General features: G+C 63.9%; 23 protein-coding genes, 1 other RNA gene, 1 pseudogene and 1 riboswitch. Of the genes and pseudogenes, 14 read left to right on the forward strand and 11 right to left on the reverse strand.

Annotated features, from left to right (window positions below; translation table 11 throughout):
• Positions 1-305: 305 nt before the first annotated feature.
• The 10 genes and pseudogenes from DQG18_RS13275 to tkt form a co-directional block, all read right to left on the reverse strand.
• Positions 306-1097 carry an inositol monophosphatase family protein gene (locus DQG18_RS13275; protein WP_116654733.1) on the reverse strand — a complete coding sequence of 264 codons (792 nt, stop codon included), beginning with the start codon at positions 1095-1097 and terminating at the stop codon, positions 306-308.
• A 15-nt stretch (positions 1098-1112) separates the two neighbouring features.
• Positions 1113-1676: an elongation factor P gene (gene efp / locus DQG18_RS13280; protein ID WP_116654804.1), complete on the reverse strand. Its 564-nt coding sequence runs from the start codon at positions 1674-1676 to the stop codon at positions 1113-1115.
• Between the two features lie 101 nt (positions 1677-1777).
• Positions 1778-2803: a tetratricopeptide repeat protein gene (locus tag DQG18_RS13285; protein ID WP_116654734.1), complete on the reverse strand. Its 1026-nt coding sequence runs from the start codon at positions 2801-2803 to the stop codon at positions 1778-1780.
• A complete protein-coding gene (locus tag DQG18_RS13290) occupies positions 2800-3372 on the reverse strand; it encodes a thiamine phosphate synthase (RefSeq protein ID WP_157970157.1) in 573 nt (190 codons plus the stop codon). Before DQG18_RS13290 ends, DQG18_RS13285 begins: the two co-directional genes overlap by 4 nt.
• Before the next feature lie 107 nt (positions 3373-3479).
• A complete protein-coding gene (locus DQG18_RS13295) occupies positions 3480-4502 on the reverse strand; it encodes a class I fructose-bisphosphate aldolase (RefSeq protein ID WP_116654736.1) in 1023 nt (340 codons plus the stop codon).
• A 120-nt stretch (positions 4503-4622) separates the two neighbouring features.
• Positions 4623-4901 (reverse strand): annotated as a pseudogene (locus tag DQG18_RS13300) (type II toxin-antitoxin system YafQ family toxin); the annotation flags it as partial.
• Entirely contained in the window at positions 4888-5151 is a 264-nt protein-coding gene (locus tag DQG18_RS13305) for a type II toxin-antitoxin system RelB/DinJ family antitoxin (RefSeq protein WP_116654805.1), read from the reverse strand. The gene DQG18_RS13305 and the pseudogene DQG18_RS13300, both read right to left, overlap by 14 nt.
• Before the next feature lie 67 nt (positions 5152-5218).
• Entirely contained in the window at positions 5219-6418 is a 1200-nt protein-coding gene (locus DQG18_RS13310; RefSeq protein ID WP_425454226.1) for a phosphoglycerate kinase, read from the reverse strand.
• A 124-nt stretch (positions 6419-6542) separates the two neighbouring features.
• On the reverse strand, positions 6543-7550 hold the full coding sequence (gene gap, locus DQG18_RS13315; protein WP_116654738.1) for a type I glyceraldehyde-3-phosphate dehydrogenase: 1008 nt from the start codon (positions 7548-7550) through the stop codon (positions 6543-6545).
• A gap of 74 nt (positions 7551-7624) precedes the next feature.
• Positions 7625-9598 carry a transketolase gene (gene tkt, locus DQG18_RS13320; RefSeq protein ID WP_116654739.1) on the reverse strand — a complete coding sequence of 658 codons (1974 nt, stop codon included), beginning with the start codon at positions 9596-9598 and terminating at the stop codon, positions 7625-7627.
• Positions 9599-9984: 386 nt separating this feature from the next.
• Between tkt and DQG18_RS13325 the strand changes: the two genes are divergently transcribed.
• The 10 genes from DQG18_RS13325 (at position 9985) to DQG18_RS13370 (ending at position 16844) form a co-directional block, all read left to right on the forward strand.
• A complete protein-coding gene (locus tag DQG18_RS13325; protein WP_116654740.1) occupies positions 9985-10254 on the forward strand; it encodes a DUF4164 family protein in 270 nt (89 codons plus the stop codon).
• The gene (locus DQG18_RS13330) at positions 10247-10627 is read left to right on the forward strand and encodes a cell division protein ZapA (protein WP_116654741.1); all 381 of its coding nucleotides are present in this window, start codon (positions 10247-10249) and stop codon (positions 10625-10627) included. Before DQG18_RS13325 ends, DQG18_RS13330 begins: the two co-directional genes overlap by 8 nt.
• 41 nt (positions 10628-10668) lie before the next feature.
• A riboswitch (cobalamin riboswitch) is annotated at positions 10669-10879 on the forward strand.
• A 103-nt stretch (positions 10880-10982) separates the two neighbouring features.
• The gene (locus DQG18_RS13335) at positions 10983-11714 is read left to right on the forward strand and encodes a (2Fe-2S) ferredoxin domain-containing protein (protein ID WP_116654742.1); all 732 of its coding nucleotides are present in this window, start codon (positions 10983-10985) and stop codon (positions 11712-11714) included.
• Positions 11701-12645: an ABC transporter substrate-binding protein gene (locus DQG18_RS13340; protein ID WP_116654743.1), complete on the forward strand. Its 945-nt coding sequence runs from the start codon at positions 11701-11703 to the stop codon at positions 12643-12645. The genes DQG18_RS13335 and DQG18_RS13340 overlap by 14 nt, the downstream gene beginning before the upstream one ends.
• 3 nt (positions 12646-12648) lie before the next feature.
• Complete coding sequence (locus tag DQG18_RS13345; protein ID WP_198669770.1) at positions 12649-13656, forward strand: FecCD family ABC transporter permease; 1008 nt, start codon at positions 12649-12651, stop codon at positions 13654-13656.
• Entirely contained in the window at positions 13646-14395 is a 750-nt protein-coding gene (locus DQG18_RS13350; RefSeq protein ID WP_157970158.1) for an ABC transporter ATP-binding protein, read from the forward strand. The genes DQG18_RS13345 and DQG18_RS13350 overlap by 11 nt, the downstream gene beginning before the upstream one ends.
• A 42-nt stretch (positions 14396-14437) precedes the next feature.
• Positions 14438-14596: non-coding RNA, 6S RNA (gene ssrS, locus DQG18_RS13355), on the forward strand.
• 21 nt (positions 14597-14617) lie between these two features.
• A complete protein-coding gene (locus DQG18_RS13360) occupies positions 14618-15208 on the forward strand; it encodes a 5-formyltetrahydrofolate cyclo-ligase (protein WP_157970159.1) in 591 nt (196 codons plus the stop codon).
• Positions 15205-16023 carry a TIGR00282 family metallophosphoesterase gene (locus tag DQG18_RS13365; protein WP_116654745.1) on the forward strand — a complete coding sequence of 273 codons (819 nt, stop codon included), beginning with the start codon at positions 15205-15207 and terminating at the stop codon, positions 16021-16023. The genes DQG18_RS13360 and DQG18_RS13365 overlap by 4 nt, the downstream gene beginning before the upstream one ends.
• 74 nt (positions 16024-16097) lie before the next feature.
• On the forward strand, positions 16098-16844 hold the full coding sequence (locus DQG18_RS13370) for a YebC/PmpR family DNA-binding transcriptional regulator (protein WP_116654746.1): 747 nt from the start codon (positions 16098-16100) through the stop codon (positions 16842-16844).
• 61 nt (positions 16845-16905) lie between these two features.
• Here DQG18_RS13370 and DQG18_RS13375 read toward each other — a convergent pair whose 3' ends face one another.
• Positions 16906-17694 carry a GGDEF domain-containing protein gene (locus tag DQG18_RS13375; RefSeq protein WP_157970160.1) on the reverse strand — a complete coding sequence of 263 codons (789 nt, stop codon included), beginning with the start codon at positions 17692-17694 and terminating at the stop codon, positions 16906-16908.
• Positions 17695-17913: 219 nt separating this feature from the next.
• Here DQG18_RS13375 and ruvC point away from each other — a divergent pair, with 219 nt between their 5' ends.
• From ruvC to ybgC, 4 genes are all read left to right on the forward strand, one after another.
• On the forward strand, positions 17914-18417 hold the full coding sequence (gene ruvC, locus DQG18_RS13380) for a crossover junction endodeoxyribonuclease RuvC (RefSeq protein ID WP_116654748.1): 504 nt from the start codon (positions 17914-17916) through the stop codon (positions 18415-18417).
• Complete coding sequence (gene ruvA, locus DQG18_RS13385) at positions 18414-19031, forward strand: Holliday junction branch migration protein RuvA (protein ID WP_116654749.1); 618 nt, start codon at positions 18414-18416, stop codon at positions 19029-19031. The genes ruvC and ruvA overlap by 4 nt, the downstream gene beginning before the upstream one ends.
• Positions 19032-19134: 103 nt before the next feature.
• Complete coding sequence (gene ruvB, locus DQG18_RS13390) at positions 19135-20178, forward strand: Holliday junction branch migration DNA helicase RuvB (RefSeq protein ID WP_116654750.1); 1044 nt, start codon at positions 19135-19137, stop codon at positions 20176-20178.
• Positions 20179-20180: 2 nt separating this feature from the next.
• Entirely contained in the window at positions 20181-20600 is a 420-nt protein-coding gene (gene ybgC, locus DQG18_RS13395) for a tol-pal system-associated acyl-CoA thioesterase (RefSeq protein ID WP_342771504.1), read from the forward strand.
• The last annotated feature ends 119 nt before the right edge of the window (positions 20601-20719 follow it).

A 20719-nucleotide genomic window follows, 5' to 3' on the forward strand; every position in this document is an offset into this window, starting at 1 on the left:
AGGGCACCGTGACCTGACAATGACTTGGTTAACGGATTGTGGAGTTTATGGGTGGCCTCGGCTTTTGCCGGGGAAGCGGAGGGAACTGCGAGAGAGACAGCCAGCGTTGAAAGGTTTGCGCTTGCATCGCACTGGACCCCGGGAACACGTCCCGGGGTGACGCGGGAGATGGAGGGGCGAGGATCATGCCAAAAACACCAATGTCATTCCGGGATTTATTCCCGGAAACCAGAGCGATCCTGCGATGACCGCCGGAGAACACCGTTCCCATCAAAAAAACGGAAATGCTCTGGTTTCGGGTTCCGCTACTGGACCGTCTGGATCGCCTTGAGGAGTGCGGGCTGGAGGTGTTCGTTGGCGGCGACCACTTCGCCTTTGGAGACCGCGTCGTTACCGCCCGCGTAATCAGTGACGAAGCCGCCGGCTTCCCTGACCATCAGAAGGCCGGGCGCCACGTCCCAGGGGGCGAGGCCGGCTTCCCAGACGCCATCGAAGCGTCCTGCCGCCAGCCAGGCGAGATCGATCGAGATGGAGCCGGACCGGCGGATGCCCGAGACGGCGGGGGTGATGTGGGCGAGCTGGCGCAATTGCAGCGCATCGACGTTGCGCCCTTGCGAATTGATGCCGGTCACGAGAAGGGCATCGGCCATGTGCTTGCGGCTTGCGACGCGCAGGCGGCGGTTGTTGAGCCAGGCGCCGTTGCCCTTTTCGGCGGTGAACAGCTCGTCCATCACGGGGTTGTAGATGACCGAGCCCACGATCTCGCCGTTGCGTTCGAGCGCGATGGCCACGGCAAAGATGGGGATGGCGTGGAGGAAATTGGTCGTCCCGTCGATGGGGTCGATGATCCAGCGGTGCATCCCGTCGGTGCCCTTGACCTCGCCGCCCTCTTCCATGAGCAGCGAATAGGTGGGGCGGGCCTTCATCAGTTCGTCCATCACCACCTTTTCGGCGCGCCTGTCGGCGACCGAGACGAAATCGGCAGGCCCTTTGCGCGAGACCTGCAGGTTTTCGACCTCGCCGAAATCGCGGATGAGGCCCCTGCCGGCCTTCAGGGCGGCATTGACCATCACATTCAAGAGCGCCGAACGGGCCATAAAGCTATATCCTCGTCAGTCCGCGCGGCGGACGTAGGTGACGTCTTCGGTCGAGACGATAATCTTCTGGCCGGTTCCGACAAACGGCGGAACCATGACCTTGACCCCGTTCTCAAGGGTTGCGGGCTTGAAGGAGTTGGCCGCCGTCTGGCCCTTGACCACCGGCTCGGTCTCTGTGACCTCGAGGGTGACCTGCGCGGGCAACTGGATGCCGAGCGGGGTGTCCTCGTGCATCTCGACGGTGACCATCATGCCGTCCTGAAGAAAGGCGGCGCGCTCGCCGACGAAATCGGTTTCGAGCTCGATCTGGTCGTAGGTGTCGGTGTTCATGAACACCAGCGCGTCGCCCTGGGCGTAGAGGAACTGGAAGTCGCGCTGTTCGAGCGAGACGCGCTCGACGGTCTCGGCGGAGCGGAAGCGCTCGTTGAGCTTGGTGTTGCCGACGATGGACTTGAGTTCGACCTGGGCGTAGGCGCCGCCCTTGCCGGGCTTGACGTGATCGACCTTCACCGCGACCCAGAGCTTGTCCTGGTGCATCACCACATTGCCGGGGCGGATTTCGTTGCCGTTGATTTTCATGGGTTCGATTGCTTCTTGCTGGCGCGGGAAAATTCCGGCGCGTCGGTAAATGTCTTCGGGCTGGCTTTTGCCCCAGAAACGGGCTGCATTCAAGTGCAGCGTTAGTCCTCGCCCCAATCGATGGATGTGGGGAAGGGGGCGTCGGGCTCGGGCGTTTGGGCGATGGCGCTCGGGGGTTCGGCGGGCCAGAAGCGGGCGCGCTCCTCGCCTGCGGCCTGTTCCTCGGCGGAGGCGGTCTGGAGCATGCGGTCGAGATTGGGGTCGGTCAGCCCCTGGCGGCGGGCCAGCGCGCGGTACATGACCGCCTGTTCCATATCGGCAGCGACGCCCTCGCCGGTGGCGAGCATCATGGCGTAGCGGGCCTGGGCCACAGGATTGCCCGACTGGGCGGCGGTGCCGTACCAGCGCGCGGCCTCTTGGGCGTCGCGCTCCACGCCCCTGCCGAGATATACCATGGTGGCGTATTCGATCTGGGCGTCGACGAGCCCCTGATTGGCGGCCTTGTGCATCAGTTCGATGCCGCGCGCCGTGTCTGGCGCGATGCCCGCCCCTTCGAGCAGCATGACGGCGAAATCGTACTGGGCCTCCGGGTAGCCCGCTTCGGCGGCCTCGCCGATGAGATCGGCGGCAAGGGAAAGGCTGGGTTCGGCGTAAACGCCTTCGACATGGAGGAGCCCGAGATTATATTTGGCGGCGATGTGCCCGCCCTCGGCGGCCTTCCTGAACAAAGCCGCGGCGCGCTGGCGGTTGCGCTCGACGCCGATGCCGCTCTGGTAGATCAGCGCGAGTTGGAAGCTGGCCTGGATGTCGCCGTTCGAGTCGGCCTGCGCGTACCAGCTTATGGCGCGCGGGATATCCTGGGGGACTCCCAGCCCGTTGGCGTAGATCTCCCCGATAAGGGTCTGGGCGGTCGCGTCCCCGGCTTCGGCGCGCGGCAGGGCAAGGCGCAGGGCGGTGAGATAATAGCCGCGCTGGAAGGCGCCATAGGCGGGGTCTATGCCCGGTGGTGGGGCGAGCAGCATGCGCGAGATATCGAGCGCCTCGTCCATCTGTTCGTGCTGGGCCATGGCCGGGGTCGCGCCGAGCGTGATGGCGAGCGCGAAAGCTGCCGCAAGGGCTCTTTTCATGAAGACACCCCCGTCAACCGGCAAAGGCTTTTCGGCGCGTCCCAGACGGCACCCTCGAAGGCGACGAACTCGGAGCCAATGGTTGTAAGGGCCGGGTCCTCGATGCTGGCGGCAAGATAGACCGAGGGCACCTCGAAGGTTTCGGCCCACCAGTCGGCCATCTCCGCATCGCTTTGCTCGCGATCGCCAAAAAGGAGATAATCGATCTCGAGTTCCCCGCGCAGCATCGCCTCGTGGCGGGAGCCGATGTCTCCGGTGCCCACGATATGATCGGGCTTGAGGGTGGCGATGGCCTCGCGCACGGCCTTGATGCCGCCCGTGATATGGACGCCATCCGCTCCGAGGGGCTTTACGAGGTCGGGCCGGTTGTCGAGCAGCACCGCAACGCCTTTTGATTGTGCGAACGGGGCAATGGATTTGACCAGTGCGACGTAATCGGGGTCGGCGCGCTCGCCGTGCGGGAGCAGCAGCACCGCGACGGGGACGGCCGCCAGTATGGCTTCGACCTTTGCGGCAAGGGTCGCCGGGTCGGCATTGTCCGGTGCGATGAGAAATGTCTGGTATGCCATTGGCCCTGCCCGATGATCGTGAGCCCTTCTTGCCAGCAAGTATGACAAAAAAGGGACGCTGTTGGATACAGCGTCCCGGTGGGCAAGGAAAGACGGGTAAAATGAAATCAGGCGGCGCGGTCGATCTCGGGGGCCCATTGACCGAGCGAGGCCAGCGAATTCATCCGGGCGCGGTGGACGAAGGCGTTGCGGGCTGCGGCGACGTTTTCCGCCTTGCCGCCCCACGCGGCGAGCGCTTCGGCCTGAAGGGCGCGGCCATAAGAAAAGGTGAGCCGCCACGGCAGATCGGGGATCTGGTGCATGGCGGAAAGATTGGCGCTGGCCTCTTCCGAGGTCTGGCCGCCGGAAAGAAAGGCGATGCCCGGCACGCTGGCCGGAACGGTGGCCTTGAGGGTGCGCACGGTGCGGGCCGCGACGTCCTCGACGCTGACGCGGGGGCCGTTGACGCCGGGGATGACCATGTTGGGCTTTAGGATCATGCCCTCGAGTTCCACGCCCGCCAGGCGAAGCTGCTCGAAGGTTTCGGCCAGCGCTTCGGTAGTGACGCGCTCGCAAATCTCGACGGTGTGATCGCCCGGCTTGCCATCGGCAAGAACTTCCGGCTCGACGATCGGCACGATGCCTGCTTCCTGGCAGAGTGCCGCGTAACGGGCGAGGGCCTGTGCGTTGGCAACGATCGCGGCGCGGGAGGGCTTGTTTTCGCCGATGGCGATGACGCCGCGCCATTTGGCAAAGGCGGCGCCGATCTTTGCGTATTCGGCTAGTCGCTCGCGCAGGCCGTCGAGTCCTTCGGTAACGGTTTCACCCTCATGGAAGGGGAGGGCCTTGGCGCCGGTATCGACCTTGATGCCCGCAAGGCAGTTGTTGGCGCGGAGCATGTCGACGAACGGGGTGCTATCGGCGGCGGACTGGCGGATGGTCTCGTCGAACAGGATCACCCCGGAAATATACTCGCGCATCGCCTCGTCGGCCCCGAACAGCATCTCGCGGTAATCGCGGCGGCTGGTTTCGGTGGACTGGACCCCGATGGTATCGAAGCGCTTCTTGATGGTGCCCGTGGATTCGTCGGCGGCGAGGATGCCCTTGCCGGGCGCTACGAGTTGGCGGGCGATGTCGCTCAGACCGGACATGAGTTTATGGCTCCGTAGATTGGGGGAAATCTGGAGCTTTCAAAATACCGCAGATGTAGCGGTCTGATCGATTAGACGTTCTGGTATTGAACGAAGGGATGAGGCGGGGCGGGGAACCTGTAGACCGAGTTCGGAATGCGAGCCAAGCCTGACGAGTTGAAGTGTTGCGTCGTCGGGTTTGCGATAAATCAGGATCAGGTCCGGCCGCAAGTGGCAATCGCGATGATCGCTCCAGTTTCCGATCAGGGCGTGGTCGCGATATTTCAGATCCAGTTCCCGGTCATCGATCAATGCTTGGAGCAATGTGTGCAAATCCGAGTCGAGCGTTTTGGCATGCCGCCCTCGCTTCTCGCGCTTATAGTCTTTCTTGAACGCGGTGGTGCGCTCAATCGTCCGCATTCAGATCGGCCATGAGCGCGTCAATCGAACCTACGTGCACGCCTTTGCCTGCACGCGCCTCCTTCATGGCCGCAATGGTTTCGGCATTGGGGACAACAAGCTCGAAGGGCAGAACCTTTTCGCTTGCTACGCGGACAAGCATGAGCCGGACGGCATCGGATATGGTCAACCCCATGCTTTCGAGCACGGCGGCCGCTTCCTGTTTGATCTTATTATCGATGCGCGCCTGAACGAGAGCGTTTGCGGCCATGATCCACTCCATTGTCGTGAATGACAATGTAATGCACAGCGCGGCACTCTACAAGAGTTGTAGCGGGCTATGCCCTGAGCGCGTCAACGCCCGGCAGGGGTTTGCCTTCCATCCATTCGAGGAACGCGCCGCCGGCGGTCGAGACGTAGGTGAAATCGTCCTTGACCCCGGCATGGGCGAGGGCGGCGACCGTGTCGCCGCCGCCGGCGACCGAGACGAGGTGGCCCTTTTTGGTGCGTTCGGCGGCGTGGCGGGCGACTTCCACGGTCGCCTTGTCGAAGGGCGGAATCTCGAAAGCGCCCAGGGGGCCGTTCCAGACGATGGTGCTGGCTTCGTTGATTGCGGTCTTGATCTTTTCGACCGATTGGGGACCGGCGTCGAGCACCATGCCGTCCTTGTCGATGGCGTCGAGCCCGTAGACGCGGGAGGGGGTGTTGGCCTCGAAATGCCAGCCGACCACCCCGTCGATGGGCAGGATAATGGCGCATCGGGCGTCCTCGGCCTTGTCCATGATCCTTAGCGCGGTGTCCTTGAGGTCGCGTTCGCACAGCGAATTGCCCACGTCGTAGCCCAGCGCGTAAATGAAGGTGTTGGCCATGCCTCCGCCGATGACCAGCGCCTCGGCCCGCGTGACGAGGTTTTCCAGCAGATCGATCTTGGTCGAGACCTTGGCGCCGCCGACGATGGCGATGACCGGTTTTTTGGGCTTGCCCAGCCCGGCTCCGAGCGCGTTGAGTTCGGCCTCCATGGCGCGGCCCGCGCCCGATGGCAGTGCGCGGGCAAGGCCTTCGGTCGAGGCGTGGGCGCGGTGGGCGGCCGAGAAGGCGTCGTTGATATAGATGTCGCCAAGGCTTGCCATACGGGCGACGAGGGCGGGATCGTTCTTTTCCTCGCCGGGGTGGAAGCGGGTATTTTCAACGAGGATGACGCTGCCCGGGTCCGCCGAGGCAATGGCGGCCTTGACGCCGGCGAGATCGTTCCAGTCCGTATCGGCGAAAATGACCGGCTTGGCGACGATGTCCTTGAGGGCATCGACGACGATCCTGAGGCTCATTTCGGGGACGATCTTGCCCTTGGGGCGGTCGAAATGGGCGAGGAGAATGGGCAGGCCGCCCTTGTTGACGATTTCCCGGATGGTGAGGGCGACCCGTTCGATTCGGGTCGTGTCGGTCACCCTGCCGTCCTTGACGGGGACGTTGAGGTCGACGCGCAGGAGCACGCGCTTGCCGGTGAGGTCGAAATCGTCAAGGGTCTTGAAGGCGGTCATGATCGGCACCCGGTCAGGTTCAGTTGCACTCCCCCTCGGAGCGGCCAGAGTGGCGCAAGGCGGAGCGATAGGCAAGAAAAAGGCGCTCCGTTGGGGGGAGCGCCTTTTCTCGAACGAATCTGGCTCAGAGCGTTTTTGCCAATGCGATGGCGGTATCGAGCATGCGGTTCGAGAAGCCCCATTCGTTGTCGTACCAGCTCAGCACATTGACGAAATTGCCGCCCAGCACCTTGGTCTGGTCGAGCGCGACGGTCGAGGAATGGGGGTCGTGGTTGAAGTCGATCGAAACGTTGGGTTGGGTGGTGAAGCTCAGGACGTCCTTGAGCTTGCCCGCCGTGTAGGTGCGGACGATCTCGTTGATTTCCTCAGGTGTCGTGTCGCGCTTGGCGATGAACTTGAAATCGACCAGCGAGACGTTGGGGGTCGGCACGCGTACCGAGATGCCGTCGAGCTTGCCCTTGAGTTCCGGCAGCACCAGCCCGATGGCCTTGGCGGCCCCGGTCGAGGTGGGGATCTGGGAGACCGCCGCGGCCCGCGCGCGATAAAGATCCTTGTGGAGCGTATCGAGGGTGGGCTGGTCGCCGGTATAGGAATGGACCGTCGTCATGTAGCCCTTTTCGATCCCGACCGTCTCGTTGAAGATATAGGCGAGGGGCGCAAGGCAGTTGGTGGTGCACGACGCGTTGGAAATGACGACGTGCTCCTTTGCGATCTTGTCGTGGTTGATGCCATAGACCACGGTAAGATCGGCGCCATCGGCGGGCGCGGAGACGAGAACCTTCTTGGCGCCGGCCTCGAGGTGAGCGGACGCTTTTTCCTTGGTCGCGAAGATGCCGGTGCATTCGAGAACGATGTCGACGCCCAGTTCCTTGTGGGGCAATTCGGCCGGGTTGCGTACGGCGGTGACCTTGATCGGGCCCCGGCCGACATCGATCGTGTCGCCGTCGACCGTCACGGTGCCGGGGAACCTGCCATGCACGCTGTCGAAGCGGATGAGGTGCGCGTTGGTCTCGACCGGACCCAGATCGTTGATGGCGACGACCTCGATGTCGGTGCGGCCGGATTCGATTACGGCGCGCAGGACGTTACGGCCGATGCGGCCAAAGCCATTGATCGCAACGCGGACGGTCATGGACATGCTCCTTGAAAAATGAATGTCGGACGGGGAGGGGCAGGGCGCTTTCGCGTCCCGTCCTTAAGATTTGCTTACAACTGTGCCTTGGCCGCTTCAATAACGGCTTTGGTCGTAATGCCGAAGTGCTGGTAGAGGTCGCTGATCTCGCCCGAGGCACCGAACCCGGTCATGCCGACGAAGCGGCCCTTGTCGCCGAGAAGCTTGTGCCAGCCCATCTCGATGCCGGCCTCGACCGCAACGCGCGCCCTGGCCGTGCCGAGTACGGACTTTTTGTAGTCTTCGCTCTGGGCGGCGAACAGTTCCATCGAGGGCACCGAGACGCAGCGCGCGGAAATGCCCGCTTCGGTCAGTTCCTTTGCCGCTGCAAGCGCGATCTGGACTTCCGAGCCGGTGGCAAAGATCACCGCATCGGCATCGTCCGCGCCCCAGAGGGTATAGGCGCCGAGAAGGGACCTGTTTTCTTCCGAATACTGGTCCCGCAGGGCGGGCAGGCCCTGGCGCGAAAGCGCGAGGATCGAGGGGGTCTTTTCCATCGTGAGTGCGATTTCCCAGCACTCGGCGGCTTCCATCGCATCGGCGGGACGCATGACGAGGAGATTGGGAATGGCGCGCAGGGCAGCAAGGTGTTCGACCGGCTGGTGGGTGGGGCCGTCTTCACCCAGCCCGATGGAATCATGGGTCATGACGAAACCGACGCGGATACCCATCAGGGCCGCCAGCCGGATCGAAGGGCGGCAATAATCGGTAAAGCACATGAAGGTGCCGCCATAGGGGTAAAGCCCCCCATGGAGCGCAATGCCGTTCATGGCGGCGGCCATGCCGTGCTCGCGGATGCCGTAATGGATATAGCGGCCGGAATAATCGTCTGCCGAAAAGGGGAGGGTCTGGCTGGTGTTGGTGTTGTTCGAGCCGGTGAGGTCGGCCGATCCGCCGATGGTCTCGGGCACGACGCCGTTGAGCACTTCGAGCGCGTTCTGGGACGAGGCGCGGGTGGCAAGCTTGGGCTTTTTCTCCGCCAGCTTCTTTTTGTAATCCGCCATGGCGGATTTGAAGTTTTCGGGCAGCGTGCCCGAGGCGCGGCGCTCGAACTCGGCCTTGTCGCTCGACGCGGCAAGGCGGGCGTCCCAGGCCTTGCGGGCCTCGGCGCCGCGTGAGCCTGCGGCGCGCCAATGGGCGAGGATATCCTCGGGGATGACGAAGGCGGGGTGCTCCCAGCCCAGTTCCTTGCGGGCAAGGGCGATTTCCTCGTCGCCGAGCGGGGAGCCGTGGACCTTGTTGGTTCCGGCCTTGTTGGGCGAGCCGAAGCCGATCACGGTCCTGGCCGAGATGAGCGTGGGCTTGTCGGATTTCTGCGCCTTCAAAAGCGCGGCTTCGATCTCGTCAGGGTTGTGGCCGTCGATCTCCATGGTGTTCCAGCCGGACGCCTTGAAACGTTCGAGCTGGTTTGTGGAGTCGGCGAGCGAGACCTTGCCGTCGATGGTGATGTTGTTGTTGTCCCAGATGACGATGAGCTTTGAGAGCTTCAGATGCCCGGCCAGCGATATGGCTTCCTGGGAGATGCCTTCCATCAGGCACCCGTCACCGGCGTAAACATAGGTGAAGTGATCGACCAGATCTGATCCGAACTCGGCTTTGAGCTTGGCTTCGGCGATGGCAAAACCCACCGAGTTTCCGATGCCCTGGCCCAGCGGGCCGGTGGTGGTCTCGATGCCCGCCGCGTGGCCGTATTCGGGATGGCCGGCGGTCTTGTAGCCGAGCTGGCGGAAATGCTTGATATCGTCAAGCGACATGTCCTCGTAGCCGAGCAGCCAGAGCGCGGAATAAAGCAGCATCGAGCCGTGGCCGGCCGAAAGGATGAAGCGGTCGCGATCCGGCCAGTTGGGGGCGCTCGCGTCGAACTTCATCACCTTGCCGAAAAGAACGGCGGCGATGTCCGCCCCGCCCATGGGCAATCCGGGGTGGCCCGAGTTCGCGGCTTGCACCGCGTCCATCGAGAGGGCGCGGATCGCGTTGGCCATGGCATCGTGTTTCGCTCTGTCCGTCATGAGATTTTCCCGTTTTCGACGCCTCAAGGATGCGGTGCGATGCGGCCTTTACGGCGCGGCGTGCTCGCGCGTGCCGACACATAACAGACAGCGCTTTCGAGTCAATGATACTGCCGTGCGCCTGCAGGGCAATCGCATATGCTTCGGCTAACGCCGACCCCCCCCTCCCAACCTCCCCCACAAGGGGGGAGGTGCTAGCCTTGTGCGTAGGGAGACAACAAGGAAAAGGAAACACCCTCCCCTGATGGGGAGGGTTGGGGAGGGGTGAAGCCACAAGCGCAGATTCATATGCGACTGCCCTGCGTGCGCCTGCCCTTGCCATTCTCGCCATGTTTGGGGTTATTGTGGGCTCCTGTGTGTAGTCGGGATTCGGAAGGGCCGGAGCGATGACATCGGGCAATGGCGAGAGTTACGATACCGCCGCCGAACGGCTCGAAAGGGCCATGAACCGGCTCGACACCTCGATGCGCGCGCTTTCGGGCCGGATGCGCGCGGTGGCAAGGCTGGAGAGCGAAAACCAGCGTCTTGCCGGTGAACTCGAAGAGGCCCGCGCCCGCGCCACGCGGATCGACGACACCGCCGACATGGTGTCCCAGCGTCTAGGCGATGTGATCGATACGGTGCGGGACGTCCTGGAAGGAGAAGCCCGTGGCTGAGGTCAGCGTCGAAATCAATGGCCGCAAATACCGTATGGCGTGCGAGGACGGGCAGGAAACCCGTCTCATTTCTCTGGCGGCGCGCTTCAACGGCTATATCGACGACTACAAGGAATCGTTTGGCGAAATCGGCGACAACCGGTTGACGGTGATGGCGGGGATCGCGGTGGTGGACGAACTGGTCGAGGCCGAACGCAAGCTCAATGCGCTCAGGGCCGAACTCGATTCGGTGACGCGTGCGGGCAGTGCTGTGGCCGCCGAAGCCGAGGCCATGGAGAGCCGGTTCGCCTCCAAGCTGTCCGACGTCGCGCGGCGGATCGAATCCATGGCGACGGCCATCGATGCGACGGGGCAGGACCAGCCCCAGCAATGAGCGGGACATGCCCCGGGCTTGCCAACCGGCGCCGCCTCGCTTAAGCAGATTGTGCTGACGGTTCCGCCAATCAAAGCGCGGATGAAAAGGGAATACGGTGCGGACTACCCATAAGGGGCCAAAACCGGGGCTGCCCTCGCAACTGTAAGCGGTGAGTCGTTTTCGCCATATCCACTGGCCCCCGGGGCCGGGAAGGGGCGAAGCGACGCCAGAGCCGCGAGCCAGGAGACCTGCCGACAGCCAGTGATCCAACGTCCGGACGAGGTGTGCCGGCAGGGGGCAGGAATGGTCTGTTTGACATTGCACGGGCAATGGACGCCGCATCCGCCTTCGCTTTTGCGAAGGGCGGGTCCTCGTGCCTGACGCCATCCTCTTTCTCGTTTCCCAGCCCTATCTCAGCGCGCGAAGGTTCAGGCAATTGCAGGCCGGGCTTTGTGCCGCCGCGCACATGCCCTGCCGTGTCGTGCGCATGGAAGGGGCCGGGCAGAGCGCCATGGAAGCGCTCGATGACCTCGTCGGGGAAGGTGCGCGCGACATCCTCGTCCAACCGGTCGGCCTGCCGTTTTCCGATAGTCTCATGGCCTGGCTGCCCGGTGCGCTGGGCTACTGGCAGCGCGAAAGCGCGGTGGCCGGTCTCTCGGTGCGGCTCGCTTCCGACCAGATCGATGATGGCGACGTGCTGCGCGTCATTGCGGAAAAAGCCATTGCGCGGGCCGAGAGCGCCCGGCCCGTCGATGTCGAGACCGGGAGTATCGAGGGGAAGGGCTGGGACGATGTGCCGGCCTATCGCGATCATCTTCTGGTTTGTACCGGACCGCGCTGCACGTACCGGCGCTCGGGGCTGCTGCGCGACGTGCTCAATGCCGAGCTATCGCGCCAGGGGGTGATGCGCTCGACGCTGGTTGCCACAACCGGGTGCCTCTTTCCCTGCAATGGCGGGCCTGTCGTTGCGCACTATCCCGCCGGGCGCTGGTATCGGCTCGACACACAAGCCGATGTCGCCGCTTTCGTCACGACGGTTCTGGTCGAGCGCCGCCCCCTTTCCCACCTGATCATCCACGAGGTTCAGACCCATGATTACGCGTAAAATCCTTCTTGCCGCGTCGCTCTCGCTCGTGTCGGGGGCGGCCATGGCGCAGGTTTCGATCGAAAGCTGCGAGACGGTGTTCGACTATGCCGAGCCACCCGCCCGCGCCATCTCGGTCTTCCAGCAGACCACCGAGATCATGCTGGCGCTGGAGCTCGAGGACCGGCTGATCGCCACCGCCTATCTTGAGGACGCCATCCCCGAAAAATGGCAGGCGGCCTATGAGTCCATCGGCCAGCATTACGAGGAGGTCCCGGCCCGCGAAGTGGTACTCGCCAGCGATGCGGATTTCCTCTTTTCGGGCTTTACCTCGGCGTTCCGCGATAACCAGCTCGGGCCGGAAAGCGAGTGGCACGCCATGGGGGTGGGTACCTATCTGGTCGATTCCGAGTGCCGCAACAAATATCCGGGCGACACCCGCATCCCGGTCGAAACCATTTTTGTCGATCTCGAACGCATCGGAGCGCTGTTCGGGGTCGAGGATCGTGCCGATGCGCTGATCGCCGAACTCAAGGCCCGGCTCGATGCGGCGACCGAACACAGGCCGGGCGAGGGCCTCAGCGCGTTCCTTTTTGACTCGGGGTCCGATACGCCGTTTTCCGCCGGGTGTTGCGGGTCGGCCGGGCTGCTGCTCGAAAGCGTGGGGCTCGACAATATCGCCGGGGACGTCGAGGGGCGCTGGGCCGATCTTTCATGGGAAGCGGTGGTGACCGCCGATCCGGACGTCATCGTTCTCAACGATGCGGGGTGGTCGACCGCCGAGGACAAGCGCGCCTATATGGAAAACGATCCGGTGCTCTCCGAACTTGCGGCGGTCAAGGCAGGGCGGTTCGTCACCGTGCCGTTCTCTGAAACCGTGCTTGGGGTGCGGTTCGTCGATGGCATCGAGCGGCTTTCGGATGGGCTTGCAGCGCTCGATATCGCGCGCTGATCCATGACGATGCGGTATGGCGCCCTGCTTGGCGGGTCCCTCGTTGCGCTCGCCCTTGCCATGCTGGCGGGGGCGTTCTGGGGCACGGCGGAACTGCCGTGGGACGAGCGGCTGAAAGCGCTCATCCTCGCCCCCGATGCGCAGCGCAATCTGGTGCTCATCATCTGGGAGTGGCGCCTGCCGCGCGTTTTCATGGTGGCGCTGGTGGGCGGCGCGCTGGCGCTTTCCGGCGTCGTCATGCAAGCGCTGCTGCGCAACCCCTTGGCCGATCCCTATCTTTTGGGGCTCTCTTCGGGCGCTTCGGCCGGTGCGACGGCGGGGATCGTCTGGCTCCCCGCCGCGTTCGTCGCCAGCGTCGGGCTGCCGCTTCTGGCGTTCGCGGGCGCGATGGCGGCGTTCCTGATCACGCTGGGGCTGTCCTTTTCCCCCGGCCGCGATCTCGACAAGCTGGTGGTGATCCTTGCCGGGGTGGCGGTCTCGCTGTTCTTTACCTCGATGTCGGCGTTTTTCCTCCATCTGGCCGACCCGCACGTGACGCGCGAGGCGCTGTCCTTCCTCATGGGGTCAGCGGCGCGCGCGCGGTGGGGCGATCTCAATCCGTTGCTGGTCGCTCTGCCGATTGCCTGCGTCATCGTTTTCTTCCTTTCGCCGATGCTCGATGCGGTGCTTCTGGGCGATGAACGGGCGGTGGCGCTCGGCACGCCGCTGGGGGCGCTGCGGCTGGGGCTTTTTTCGCTCGCCGCGCTCCTGACCGGGCTTTCGGTCGCCGGGGCGGGGATCGTGGGCTTTGTGGGGCTGATCGTTCCGCATATGGCGCGGCTATTGGTCGGCGCGCCCCACCGGCGGCTCGTGCCGCTGGCGGTGGTGCTGGGGATGATCGTGATGGTCGTGGTCGATCTCTTGTGCCGCACGCTGCTTGCTCCCGAGGAATTGCCGCTCAGCGTCCTGCTGGCGCTGTTTGCCGCCCCGCCTTTCGTCTACGTTTTGCGGAGGGCGCGCCGTGGGCTCTGAAGCATTGGCCGAAATCCGCAATGTGAGCCTCTGGAAAGGCAAAAGCCGCATCCTCGACGATGTGAGCTTTTCCATCGCCCCGGGCCGGTTCCAGGCGCTTCTCGGTCCAAACGGAGCGGGCAAATCGAGCCTGATGCGCATCCTTTACCGCGCCGAAAAGCCCAGTTCGGGCGCAGTTCATTTCGAGGGTCGGACGCAAAGGGACTGGCCGCGCCGCGCCTATGCCGCGCGGGTGGGCGCGCTGGTGCAGGAGGCGGTCAATCTTTCGGGCCTGTCGCTCCGGAACGTCGTGGGGCTGGGGCTGCTGCCGCTCAGCCTTTCAAGAGGGGAGGCGGACGAGCGCTGCATGGACGCGCTCGAAACCGTCGGGCTTGCGGCGCGCGCCGGGGAGGATGCGGGCTATCTCTCGGGGGGCGAGCAGCAGCGCCTGTTCTTTGCGCAATTGCTGGCGCTCGATCCCGAAATCTACCTGCTCGACGAACCGCACAATCACCTCGACCTGCACTATCAATATGTGCTGCTCGAAGCGGTGCGGGCACGCGGCAAGACGGTGCTGGCCTCGTTCCACGACCTGACCCTCGCCACCCGCTTTTGCGACCGCGCCGTGCTGCTCGACCATGGACGCCTCGCCGCCGAAGGCCCGCTCCACGACGTGCTGACGCCCGAACGCATGGCCGAGGTCTACCGCGTCGACGCGCGGTTCGATGACGGCGTGGTGCGGATAACGGGGGCTTTATAACGCATAAGGCCCTTTGACCTGCGGCCAAATGCGCCTATATCAACAGTGCTGCCCGGTGCGTGTAGGATACTGCATCCCCGGGGCCTTATCGATCCTAAAGGGAGCTGTCCCTGGCCGGACCCGTGGGTTCGGACACACGGCGCCCACCTACATGTGTAGGTTCCCGGGATCGACACATCCCACGGCCAGGGCGGCACCGATTTTTGCGTGATCGAGGTATTCGTGAACCAAGCGCAGGCCCAGTTCGAGGATGAAAAGACAAGGCTGCGCCAGCGTGCCTTCGAGCAGCGCGGCGCTATCGCCAGGGCCGACTGGGCCGACATGGCAAAGGATGCCGCCGCCCATTTTCTCGAAGGTGTTCCGATAGCGACCGGGAAGGTCGTGGCGCTTTACTGGCCAATTCGGGACGAGATCGACTGCAAGCCGCTTCTGACCGCGCTGGTCGATTCGGGCCAGCCGGTCTGCCTGCCGGTGGTGCTGGGCGATGGCGAACCGCTCGAGTTGCGGCTCTGGGAAGAGGGACAGCCGCTTTACCCCTCCGGGTTCGGGACCCTAGCGCCCGCCGAAACCGCGCCGGTGGTCGAGCCCGATATCGTCGTCATCCCGCTTCTGGGCTTTGACAAGCTCGGCACGCGGCTGGGCTATGGCAAGGGCTATTACGACCGCACGCTCGCCAGGCTCTCAAAAAAAACCCTACTTGTCGGTTATGCCTTTTCGGGCCAGGAACTCGACTTCATTCCTCGCGAGACCCACGACATGCCGCTCGACATTCTGGTCACCGAAACGGGCATCAGGAAGTTCCCCGTCGCATGAGGTTGTTGTTTCTGGGCGATGTGATGGGCAAGGCGGGGCGCGATGCCGTGGCCGAGCGCCTGCCGGGGCTGATCGAGCAGCATGGATTCGACTTCGTGATCGTCAATGGCGAGAATGCCAGCCACGGGCGCGGGCTGACCGAACAGCATTTCGAGCTGTTGCGCGACGCGGGGGCCGATGTCGTGACACTGGGCGACCATGCCTTTGACCAGCGAGAGATGATGACTGCGATCGAGCGGCACGGCACCATCGTGCGCCCGATTAACCTGCCCGGCCGGGCACCGGGGCGGGGGGCGGCGTTCGTTACGGGGCGCAAGGGCCATCAGGTGCTGGTGGTGCAGGCGCTGGGGCGGGTGTTTATGCCGCCCATGGACGATCCGTTCCGCGCCGTGGAAGCGGCGATCGAGGCATGTCCGCTCGGGGCGCAGGCCGATGCCATCGTCGTCGATTTCCACGTCGAGGCGACTTCGGAAATCCAGGGGATGGGGCATTTCCTCGACGGGCGGGTGACGCTGGTCGTGGGCACCCACACCCATATCCCCACCTCGGACCATCGCATCCTGAAGGGCGGCACCGCGCTGATGAGCGATGCGGGGATGTGCGGGGATTACGACAGCGTGATCGGGATGGAACCCGACGAGCCGGTCAACCGGTTTCTGACCGGCATTCCCAACAACAGGTTCACGCCCGCCAATGGCGAGGCGACGCTGTGCGGGGTGGCGGTGGAAACGGAGCCCATAACCGGGCTGGCCCGGCAGGTACTGCCGGTGCGCATTGGCGGATCGCTCTCCCAGGCGCTGCCGCTTTTTGCGTGATCTTTATTTTCTTTGCCGCGCCGATTATACCGGCATCCAATCCACATCACGTCTAGTCAGGGAATTGTCCGCACATGGCCGGTCATTCACAGTTCAAGAACATCATGCATCGCAAGGGCCGTCAGGACGCGGTGCGCTCCAAGATCTTTTCAAAGCTGGCGCGCGAGATTACCGTCGCGGCCAAGGCGGGCCTGCCCGATCCGGCGATGAACCCGCGCCTGCGGCTGGCGATCAACAACGCCAAGGCCCAGTCCATGCCCAAGGACAATATCGACCGCGCCATCAAGAAGGCCGCGGGCGGAGAGGGCGAGAACTACGATGAAGTGCGCTATGAGGGCTATGGCCCCGGCGGGGTCGCGGTGATCGTGGAAGCGCTGACCGACAACCGCAACCGTACGGCATCCAATGTGCGCGCGATCTTTTCCAAGGCGGGCGGGGCGCTCGGTGAAACCAATTCGGTCTCCTTCATGTTCGACCGGGTGGGCGAGATCGTCTATCCGGCCAGCGTGGGCGATGCCGACAAGGTGATGGAGGCGGCGATCGAGGCGGGGGCCGAGGATGTCGAAAGCTCCGATGACGGCCACATCATCTATTGTGTCTTCGAGGATATCGGAGAGGTCAGCACGGCGCTCGAAGCCGCTCTGGGGGAAGCTGAAAGTGTCAAGCCGGTCTTCAAGCCCCAGACTTCCACCGAAGTCGACGCCGAAAAGGGCGCGAGCCTCATGCGGCTGATCGGCAATCTCGAGGATGACGATGACGTCCAGAACGTCTACGCCAATTTCGAGATGAGCGACGAGGACATGGCCAGGCTCTCGGTGTAAGCGGCTGGCAGGCCCGGTTTCCAGGAGAGATTTTCGAGGGCGCCCGCTGGGCGCCCTATTGCTATCCGGCCTTGAGCAGCAGGGAATCGTCAAGGCCGGGGACGGGCAGGTGCATCAGGGCGACATTGTTGCGGCCCGAGTTCTTGACCTTGTAGAGCTTCTTGTCCGCGCTGCGGAACAACTCGCCATAATCCACCGGGCTTTCAAATACCGCGCCGCCGACGCTAACCGAGAGCGAGAAGCGGTTGCCCTCGACCTCGAACTCGATGGTCTGGACCGTGCGGCGGATGGTTTCGGCGATGGATTCCGCGATGGCCTGCGTGGCGCCGGGGAGGAAGACGCCGAATTCCTCGCCGCCCAGCCGTCCGACGAGATCGCACTGACGCACCGCGCCCTGGATGCGGGCCGCGATCTGGCGCAGGGCGGCGTCGCCGATGTGGTGGCCATAGCGGTCGTTGACGCTCTTGAAATAGTCGGCATCGACGACAAGCAGGGCACCCCGGATTTGCCCGTGGGGCGTGCCGTTGAGGAATTCATTGGCCTGGGCGATGAACGCCCCGTGGTTGAGGCAGGCCGTGAGGCTGTCGCGCGCGGCGGCGGCTTCGAGCCGGCGATAGGCCTCGCGCAGCCTTGCGTTCTGGATGGCAAAGCCGAGCGTCGTCGGGCCGCCGAGCACGATCGGCAAGGCGATGGTGGCGAAGATGCCGGTCAGATTGAGGCCGGCCGAAAAGGTCGACAGGATGAGGTGCGCGCCCAGTAGCGAAACCGAAACGGCGATCATCGTGATTCCAAGGGTCTGAAGGGCAATACGCGCCCAATCGCGCCGGTTCAGCCGAGGCTTGCGCTGCATGTTCATGTTCCAAATCCCGCGTCCGGGGGGACACTAGGGGCAAATTCATGAACGAGATGTTGCCCCAAAAAGGAAAATGCCCCCGTTCCACAGCCTCTCATGACCTGTGGTGCTGAAATATTGTTTCCGTGTGCTGTCCGGCATGTCGAGAGATGTGGATGTTTCGCATTTGTTCACTTTGCGCTTGGTAGGGTGCGCGCACTCGCGTATCAATTGGCTATGGTGGAAAGCGTGCGAATCATCGGCATCGACCCAGGGTTGCGGCGGACGGGCTGGGGGATCATCGAAAGCGAGGGCAACCGGCTGCGGTTCATCGCCTGCGGGGTGCTGACGCCGCAGGTCGATCAGGCGCTGGCGCTGCGGCTCGTTCATCTCCACGAGGGGCTGATGCGGCTGATCGCCGAACACCATCCGCACGAGGCGGCGGTGGAGGAGACCTTCGTCAACGCCGGGGCGCGCTCGACGCTGCTGCTCGGGCAGGCGCGCGGCATCGCGGTGATGACGCCCGCTTCGATGGGCCTGCCGGTGGGCGAATATTCGGCCAACCTCGTCAAAAAATCCGTGGTGGGTACGGGGCACGCGGAAAAGGCACAGATCGAATTGATGGTCAGGACATTGATGCCGGCGGCCAATTTCAAATCCTCCGACGCGGCGGATGCGCTGGCCATCGCCGTCTGCCATGCCCATCACCGGCAGCACAGAAAGCTGGCGAAAAGCGCATGATCGGGAAGCTCAAGGGAGTGGTGGAGACCATCGGGGACGATCTCGCCCTGATCGATGTCAACGGGGTCTGCTATGAGGCGTATTGCTCGGGCCGGACCTTGCAGGCGCTGCCGCGCGTCGGGGAAGCCGCCATTGTCTTTATCGAGATGATCGTGCGCGAGGACATGATCCGGCTTTACGGCTTTGCGAGCGAGGCGGAAAAAAGCTGGTTCAGGCTGCTGATGACCGTGCAGGGGGTGGGGGCAAAGGTGGCGCTGGGCATATTGTCGACGCTCTCGCCATCCGAACTCTCCTCAGCGATCGCCTTGCAGGACAAGGCCATGGTCGGGCGCGCGCCGGGGGTGGGCCCCAAACTCGCCCAGCGGCTCGTTTCCGAACTCAAGGGCAAGGTGCCTGCGCTGGGCGCGGTGGATGCCGGGGTTCTTGGGCTACAGACGGCCTTGGGGGAAGGCGTTGCCGGAAGCAACGCTTCCGATGCGGTTTCAGCGCTGGTCAATCTGGGTTACGGGCAGGCGCAAGCATCAGGCGCGGTGGCGCGGGTGATCGCCAGGGAAGGCGAGGACACGGCGACGGAAAAGCTGATCCGGCTGGGATTGCGGGAGCTTTCAACATGATCGATAAGCCTCGGGCCGGCATGGCGTGCACCCTTGGGCTGGTCGCCGTCATATTGGGCGGGCTTGCAATATCAGCGGTATCCGCCTTTGGCGAGAAAGCGATATGACCGACATCACCGACGCCACGGCAGGCCGTGACGACAGTCTCGATGTTTCCCTGCGCCCCTCGGGTTTTTCCGAGTTCATCGGGCAGGAAGCGGCGCGGGCCAATCTTCAGGTTTTCATCGAGGCCGCCAAACAGCGCAAGGCGGCGCTCGATCATGTGCTGTTCGTGGGTCCGCCGGGACTGGGCAAGACGACGCTCGCGCAGATCATTTCGCGCGAGCTGGGCGTGGGGTTCCGGGCAACCTCGGGGCCGGTGATCGCCAAGGCGGGGGACCTTGCCGCGCTCCTGACCAATCTCGAAGAGCGCGACGTGCTGTTCATCGACGAGATCCACCGGCTCAACCCGGCGGTCGAGGAAATCCTTTATCCCGCCATGGAGGATTTCCAGCTCGATCTCATCATCGGGGAAGGGCCGGCGGCGCGTTCGGTTAGGATCGATCTGGCCAAGTTCACGCTGGTGGGCGCAACGACGCGGGCGGGGCTGCTGACGACACCCTTACGCGACCGCTTCGGCATTCCGGTGCGATTGAATTTCTATACGCCCGAGGAACTGGTCAAGATCGTCGAGCGCGGGGCGCGGCTGATGGGCATGGAGATGACATCGGACGGCGCGATGGAAGTGGCGCGGCGCTCGCGCGGCACGCCGCGCATCGCGGGGCGACTGTTGCGGCGGGTGACCGATTTCGCGCTGGTCGAGGGGGCAAAGGCCATCGACCGGGTGGTCGCCGACCGGGCGCTGCTGCGGCTCGATGTGGACGCCAGGGGGCTCGACCAGCTCGATCGGCGCTATTTGAAGACCATCGTGGAATTTTACGGCGGCGGCCCGGTGGGGATCGAGACGATTTCCGCCGCGCTTTCAGAGCCGCGCGATGCCATCGAGGAGATCGTCGAGCCCTATCTCATCCAGCAAGGCTTCATCCAGCGCACGCCGCGCGGGCGGATGATGACTGCGCTCTCGTTCCAGCATATGGGTTATGCCGTGCCGCAGGGTTTTGCCGGGTTGCAGGCCACCCTGTTCGAGGACGGCGAGGATGAGAGTTGAGCGTGTTCGGTGGAGAGATCGGCAAGGACGGCGAGCACCGGTTCCCGGTGCGGGTCTATTTCGAGGACACGGATTTTTCGGGCAATGTCTATCATGCGGCGTATTTGAAATTCTTCGAGCGGGCGCGGACGGAATATCTGCGGGCGCACGGTATCCACCATGCGGAAATGGCGAAGGCCGGGCTGGCGTTCGCGGTGCGCGAGATGACGATTTCCTACGACAAGGCGGCTCATATCGACGATCTGCTCGAGGTCGGGACGCGGATGGCGGAGGCAACGGCTGCGCGGTTCATCCTCGAGCAGACGATACGGCGCGGCAACGAGATCGTGACCCATGCACGGGTCGTGGCGGTGCTGATGAACGACAAGGGCCGCCCGGTGCGATTGCCCCAAGAGCTTCGCGCGCTGTTGAGCGGTTCTTAACCTTTCATTGACCATAAATATGGCACGGGCGGGTGGCGTACGTCTTGCGCCCGGATCGCGGGCATTTGTCTCCTAATTTTGACAAATTTGACCCGCATCGCATCGGCAGCTGGCAGGCG

Origin of the sequence: Pelagibacterium sediminicola, from assembly GCF_003390885.1 — a bacterium.
GTDB classification, from domain to species: domain Bacteria; phylum Pseudomonadota; class Alphaproteobacteria; order Rhizobiales; family Devosiaceae; genus Pelagibacterium; species Pelagibacterium sediminicola.

Bases quoted from the DNA above. Each gene is read 5' to 3' on its own strand.
- DQG18_RS13275 (WP_116654733.1), bottom strand. From the start codon at position 1,097: ATGGCCCGTTCGGCGCTCTTGAATGTGATGGTCAATGCCGCCCTGAAG.
- efp (WP_116654804.1), bottom strand. From the start codon at position 1,676: ATGAAAATCAACGGCAACGAAATCCGCCCCGGCAATGTGGTGATGCAC.
- DQG18_RS13285 (WP_116654734.1), bottom strand. From the start codon at position 2,803: ATGAAAAGAGCCCTTGCGGCAGCTTTCGCGCTCGCCATCACGCTCGGC.
- DQG18_RS13290 (WP_157970157.1), bottom strand. From the start codon at position 3,372: ATGGCATACCAGACATTTCTCATCGCACCGGACAATGCCGACCCGGCG.
- DQG18_RS13295 (WP_116654736.1), bottom strand. From the start codon at position 4,502: ATGTCCGGTCTGAGCGACATCGCCCGCCAACTCGTAGCGCCCGGCAAG.
- DQG18_RS13305 (WP_116654805.1), bottom strand. From the start codon at position 5,151: ATGGCCGCAAACGCTCTCGTTCAGGCGCGCATCGATAATAAGATCAAA.
- DQG18_RS13310 (WP_425454226.1), bottom strand. From the start codon at position 6,418: ATGACCGCCTTCAAGACCCTTGACGATTTCGACCTCACCGGCAAGCGC.
- gap (WP_116654738.1), bottom strand. From the start codon at position 7,550: ATGACCGTCCGCGTTGCGATCAATGGCTTTGGCCGCATCGGCCGTAAC.
- tkt (WP_116654739.1), bottom strand. From the start codon at position 9,598: ATGACGGACAGAGCGAAACACGATGCCATGGCCAACGCGATCCGCGCC.
- DQG18_RS13325 (WP_116654740.1), top strand. From the start codon at position 9,985: ATGACATCGGGCAATGGCGAGAGTTACGATACCGCCGCCGAACGGCTC.
- DQG18_RS13340 (WP_116654743.1), top strand. From the start codon at position 11,701: ATGATTACGCGTAAAATCCTTCTTGCCGCGTCGCTCTCGCTCGTGTCG.
- DQG18_RS13345 (WP_198669770.1), top strand. From the start codon at position 12,649: ATGACGATGCGGTATGGCGCCCTGCTTGGCGGGTCCCTCGTTGCGCTC.
- DQG18_RS13365 (WP_116654745.1), top strand. From the start codon at position 15,205: ATGAGGTTGTTGTTTCTGGGCGATGTGATGGGCAAGGCGGGGCGCGAT.
- DQG18_RS13370 (WP_116654746.1), top strand. From the start codon at position 16,098: ATGGCCGGTCATTCACAGTTCAAGAACATCATGCATCGCAAGGGCCGT.
- DQG18_RS13375 (WP_157970160.1), bottom strand. From the start codon at position 17,694: ATGCAGCGCAAGCCTCGGCTGAACCGGCGCGATTGGGCGCGTATTGCC.
- ruvC (WP_116654748.1), top strand. From the start codon at position 17,914: ATGGTGGAAAGCGTGCGAATCATCGGCATCGACCCAGGGTTGCGGCGG.
- ruvA (WP_116654749.1), top strand. From the start codon at position 18,414: ATGATCGGGAAGCTCAAGGGAGTGGTGGAGACCATCGGGGACGATCTC.
- ruvB (WP_116654750.1), top strand. From the start codon at position 19,135: ATGACCGACATCACCGACGCCACGGCAGGCCGTGACGACAGTCTCGAT.